The organism is Tenacibaculum sp. L6 (genome assembly GCF_028823685.1).
GTDB lineage: Bacteria > Bacteroidota > Bacteroidia > Flavobacteriales > Flavobacteriaceae > Polaribacter.
The window spans coordinates 1-5442 of sequence record NZ_JAPEHZ010000097.1; the positions used below are offsets into that span (position 1 = coordinate 1).

Genomic DNA, 5442 nt, shown 5'->3' on the forward strand with positions numbered 1-5442 from the left:
GAAACTCATTACAATTCAAATAAACATTCAATTCTATTTTTAGCAAAAACATTTAATAAGAAAACGCTTATATGTAAACTTCAAGAAAGTAACGCTAAAAATGTTTTATTATATAAAAAAACAATTATTGAAAACTTAATTAACTCTTACGAAGGCAATCAAATTAAAACCAAAGAAGAAGGTTTTTTAGCTTCTTTTACTTCTTATAAAAAAGCAATTGACTGCTCTATTGCTATTCAAAAAAAGCTCTATAAAAGAATCGATTGTTTTCCTATTAAAATTATACTTTTTCCTAACAAAAACAACCAAGAAAGCATTGCTTCTACTGCAAATATTAATAGACTAATTGAATTTCTTTATTTTCTAAAAACAAAAAAACAACTTATTATTTCATCACAAATAGAAGATTTAAACACTTATTCAGAACATATAGATTGTAAGCAAAACAATACCTACTTAAAACTAAACCCCGAAACTGAAAACTTTTTACATTCTTTACTAGATGTAATCTCAAAAAATTATCAAAACCCTCATTTTAATATCCCTAACATCGCTTCATTAATGATGATGTGTAAAACCAAACTATATAGAAATTGTAAAGCAATTACAGGAAAATCTATCAATCAAATATTAAAAGAATTCAGACTTATAAAATCTGTCAATTCAATTACAGATGGCACATCAGACATTAATCAAACCTCTATAGATGTTGGCTTTAGCAGCTCTTCTTATTTTTCAAATTGTTTTAAAAAGGAATATGGAATTTCTCCTACAACTTTATTAAAACAACAACAAGAGTTTAGTATACCGTTTTACATCTAAAACGCAACCTTTTTTACTCTTTTTACTACTAAATTCATTTTCAACCCAACTCATTAAATGACTTTTAAGCCACTTTTCTAAAGTCTACTTTCTGCACCAAGTATAAAAACATAAAACACACTGTTTAAACTCATTTTTAAGCGTTTTAACACGTTTTTAGCTTTTTAACAAATGTTAATAATTTTAACTCAAAAACGCTTAAAAACTTTATTTTGAGGTTAAAAAATCGTAAATTTGTAAGACTACAAAAGTCGCTTTCGGGCGATTTTTTCATGAAAAGACTTTAATTTAATTCACTTGATAATGAGCGAAGAAAAAAAACATAATTATTCCGCCGATAGTATCCAAGCATTGGAAGGAATGGAGCACGTACGTATGCGTCCGTCCATGTATATTGGTGATGTTGGTGTACGTGGTTTACACCACTTAGTATACGAGGTAGTAGATAACTCTATTGATGAAGCTTTAGCTGGTCACTGTGATACGATTACAGTAGACATTAACGAAGATAATTCTATTACCGTTCGTGATAACGGTCGTGGTATTCCTGTAGGTTTACATAAAAAGGAAGGAGTTTCTGCTCTTGAAGTGGTAATGACCAAAATTGGTGCCGGAGGTAAATTCGACAAAGATTCTTATAAAGTATCTGGAGGTTTACACGGGGTTGGAGTATCGTGTGTTAACGCACTTTCTGATCACTTAAAAGCAACCGTATACAGAGAAGGAAAAGTTTGGCAACAAGAATACGAACGCGGTAAATCGTTATATCCTGTAAAAACTATTGGTGAAACTGATATTACGGGTACTGAAGTTACCTTTTTACCTGACAGATCTATCTTTCAACAAACCATCGTGTACAATTATGATACCTTAGCTACTCGTATGCGCGAATTAGCATACTTAAACAAAGGTATTACCATTACACTTACCGATAAACGTGAACAAGATGATGAAGGAAATGACATTTCAGAAGTTTTCCATTCTACAGAAGGTTTATCAGAATTTGTAAAGTTCTTAGACGGAACAAGAACACAAATTATTCAAGATGTAATTGCTATGGAAGGGGAGAAAAATGGAATCCCTGTAGAAGTAGCAATGGTGTACAACGATTCGTATGCTGAAAATCTACACTCTTATGTAAACAACATCAACACACACGAAGGTGGTACCCACTTATCTGGTTTCCGTCGTGGATTAACAAATACTTTAAAAAAGTATGCGGATGATTCTGGGTTACTTAAAAATGTAAAATTTGAAATTTCTGGAGATGACTTCCGTGAAGGATTAACTGCGATTGTATCGGTAAAAGTTGCTGAACCTCAGTTCGAAGGACAAACTAAAACCAAATTAGGTAACCGTGAAGTAACTTCAGCTGTATCTCAAGCGGTATCTGAAATGTTAACAGATTACTTAGAGGAAAATCCGAATGATGCTAAAACCATTGTACAAAAAGTAATTTTAGCAGCACAAGCACGTCACGCAGCTCGTAAAGCTCGTGAAATGGTGCAACGTAAAACTGTAATGAGTATTGGTGGTTTACCTGGTAAATTATCTGACTGTTCAGAAACAGATCCTGCAGAATGTGAAATCTTCTTAGTAGAGGGTGATTCGGCAGGTGGTACTGCAAAACAAGGTCGTGATCGTAATTTCCAAGCTATTCTTCCGTTAAGAGGTAAAATCTTAAACGTAGAAAAGGCAATGCAGCATAAAGTTTTTGAAAATGAAGAGATCAAAAACATGTTTACTGCTTTAGGAGTTACTATTGGTACAGAAGAAGATCCTCGCGAATTAAACCTAACAAAATTACGTTACCACAAAGTAGTTATTATGTGTGATGCCGATGTTGATGGATCTCACATTGCTACTTTAATTCTAACATTCTTCTTCCGTTACATGCGTGAAATGGTTGAACAAGGATATATTTATATTGCCACTCCACCTTTATATTTAGTAAAAAAAGGGCAAAAGCGTGAGTATGCATGGGATGACAACCAACGTGACTTAATTGCTCAAAAACTGGGTGGTGGAGTTACCATTCAACGTTATAAAGGTCTTGGAGAGATGAACGCTGAACAATTATGGGATACAACTATGAATCCTGAATTCAGAACCTTACGACAAGTAACTATTGATAATTTAACTGAAGCTGATAGAATTTTCTCTATGTTAATGGGAGATGAAGTTCCGCCTCGTAGAGATTTCATTGAAAAAAATGCTAAATATGCAAATATTGATGCTTAAACCAATTTCTTAACTATAAAAAAGCCCAATAAAATTATTGGGCTTTTTTTTATTTTATATTTTTACCCCGTTAAAAAACCTACAATTATGAAAAAAATTCTTTTACCACTTTTAACTTTAATGGTAAGCTTTAGTGTTAAAGCTCAGGAATTAGAAACTCTCTTACTAGCCAAAGATGACGCTAGCAAATTAACAAACGCTTATTTAGATCCTGCTATGAAAGGATTCATTTACAGCATGAATAATGGTTGGTATCACACGGCTAAAGTTCACAAAAAATTTGGTTTCGATATTACAATTGGCGCAAACCTTTCTTTTATCCCTGAAAAAGATGAAATTTTTAATTTAACCAAACTAGGTTTATCTAGCAATACAACCTACAACCAAAACACTACAGCTACAGTTGCTGGTAGCAATTCAATAGCTCCTGCAGAGTTAACTTACACAACAACCATTGAGGGAGAAACTGTTGAAGCTAATTTTACCATGCCAGAAGGTGTTAAAGAAGATTTACCTGCAAACGCTGTTCCTGCACCATCTATTCAAGTAGGTGTTGGGCTTCCTTTTAAACTTGAAGCAATGGTTAGATACGTACCTCAAGTAGGTTCTGACGATGTGAAAGGAGGATTATTTGGTATTGGTGTAAAGAAAGAAATTACCGATTGGTTTGGTCCAATGGATAAAACTCCTTTGCATGTTTCTTTATTAGCTGGTTATACAAATATGAATGTAGACTACACTATTGGCAATGTTGATGGAGAAGTTTCTACCAGAGACGCAGCAGCTGAGTTCAAATTAAACTCGTACACTGTTCAGGCAATCGCTTCGTTAAACTTTCCTGTAATTAACATCTATGGAGGTGTAGGTTACAATGGTGGTAGTACAAAGTTAAATATGTTAGGAGACTACACATTAACATACGAAACTGGTAACCCTCTTCAACCAACAGTTCAAGAGACTATAACTGATCCTCTAAAACTTAAAAATAATGCTGGTGGTTTTAACACGACCTTGGGTGCTCGTTTAAGCTTAGGTTTCTTTAAAATCTTCGGAAGTTATACCCTACAAGAATACAACTCTGTAAATGCAGGTATTGCGTTTAGTTTTAGATAAAATATTTCTTAAAATATATACTACATAAAAACCCGTTGAAATATCAACGGGTTTTTCTTTTATATCCATAGCCAAATACCTATTTTTGTGCATCTTGTGCGTAATACGCACTTATAAACATATTAATTACAAAAAAATACATATAAAATGAAAGTAACAGTTGTAGGAGCAGGTGCTGTAGGTGCAAGTTGTGCTGAGTACATTGCTATTAAAAATTTCGCTTCTGAAGTTGTTTTAGTTGATATTAAAGAAGGTTTTGCTGAAGGTAAAGCAATGGATTTAATGCAAACTGCTTCTCTAAATGGTTTTGATACTAAAATTACAGGTACTACTGGAGATTATAGCAAAACTGCTGGGTCTGATATTTGTGTAATTACTTCAGGTATTGCACGTAAACCAGGAATGTCTCGTGATGAGTTATTAGGAATCAATGCTGGTATCGTAAAAACAGTAGCTGCTAGTTTAGTAGAGCAATCTCCAAACACAATTATCATCGTTGTATCTAATCCAATGGATACTATGACTTATTTAGTACACAAAGCAACTGGATTACCTAAAAACAGAATTATAGGTATGGGTGGTGCTTTAGATTCTGCTCGTTTCAAATATCGTTTAGCTGAGGCTTTAGAAGCTCCCATTTCTGATGTTGACGGAATGGTTATCGGTGGTCACTCTGACAAAGGAATGGTGCCTTTAACTCGTTTAGCTACTCGTAACTCTGTTCCTGTATCTGAATTTTTATCAGAAGAAAGATTAGAACAAGTAAAACAAGATACTAAAGTTGGTGGTGCTACCTTAACAGGTTTATTAGGTACTTCTGCTTGGTATGCTCCTGGTGCTGCTGTATCTGGAATGGTACAAGCAATAGCTTGTGATACAAAAAAGATTTTCCCTTGTTCAGCTTTATTAGAAGGTGAATACGGTTTATCTGGTTTATGTATTGGTGTACCAGCTGTATTAGGTAAAAACGGAATTGAAAAAATCGTTGAAATCAACTTAAGTTCTGAAGAAAAAGAAGCTTTAACTTCTTCTGCAGAAGCAGTTAAAAACAACAACGCTGCATTAACTTTCTAAGAAGTTAAAAGCACATAATTTTAAAAGTCCTGAGCAGTTTTTGTTCAGGATTTTTTTATAAAAAAATGTTAAAGTTATTACGCTAATGTAAGATTTTCAGAATCTAAACGTCTTTATAGTAGAGAAACATTAGTAGTGTTTCTTTTCATAGTTTTTCATAGCAATTTTCCCACTTCATCCTCTTGAAGTGGG

At 33.5% G+C, this 5442-nt stretch carries 4 protein-coding genes; all 4 read left to right on the top strand.

Features of this window, described 5'->3' with window-relative positions:
• A partial coding sequence (locus tag OU788_RS11680; protein WP_274635331.1) for a helix-turn-helix domain-containing protein occupies positions 1-822 on the top strand: 822 nt, incomplete at its 5' end.
• 303 nt (positions 823-1125) lie between these two features.
• The gene (gene gyrB / locus OU788_RS11685; protein ID WP_274635332.1) at positions 1126-3063 is read left to right on the top strand and encodes a DNA topoisomerase (ATP-hydrolyzing) subunit B; all 1938 of its coding nucleotides are present in this window, start codon (positions 1126-1128) and stop codon (positions 3061-3063) included.
• An 87-nt stretch (positions 3064-3150) separates the two neighbouring features.
• Positions 3151-4176, top strand: coding sequence for a DUF6588 family protein (locus tag OU788_RS11690; RefSeq protein ID WP_274635333.1), 1026 nt, complete (start codon positions 3151-3153; stop codon positions 4174-4176).
• Between the two features lie 147 nt (positions 4177-4323).
• Entirely contained in the window at positions 4324-5250 is a 927-nt protein-coding gene (gene mdh, locus OU788_RS11695) for a malate dehydrogenase (protein WP_274635334.1), read from the top strand.
• Positions 5251-5442 lie beyond the last annotated feature (192 nt).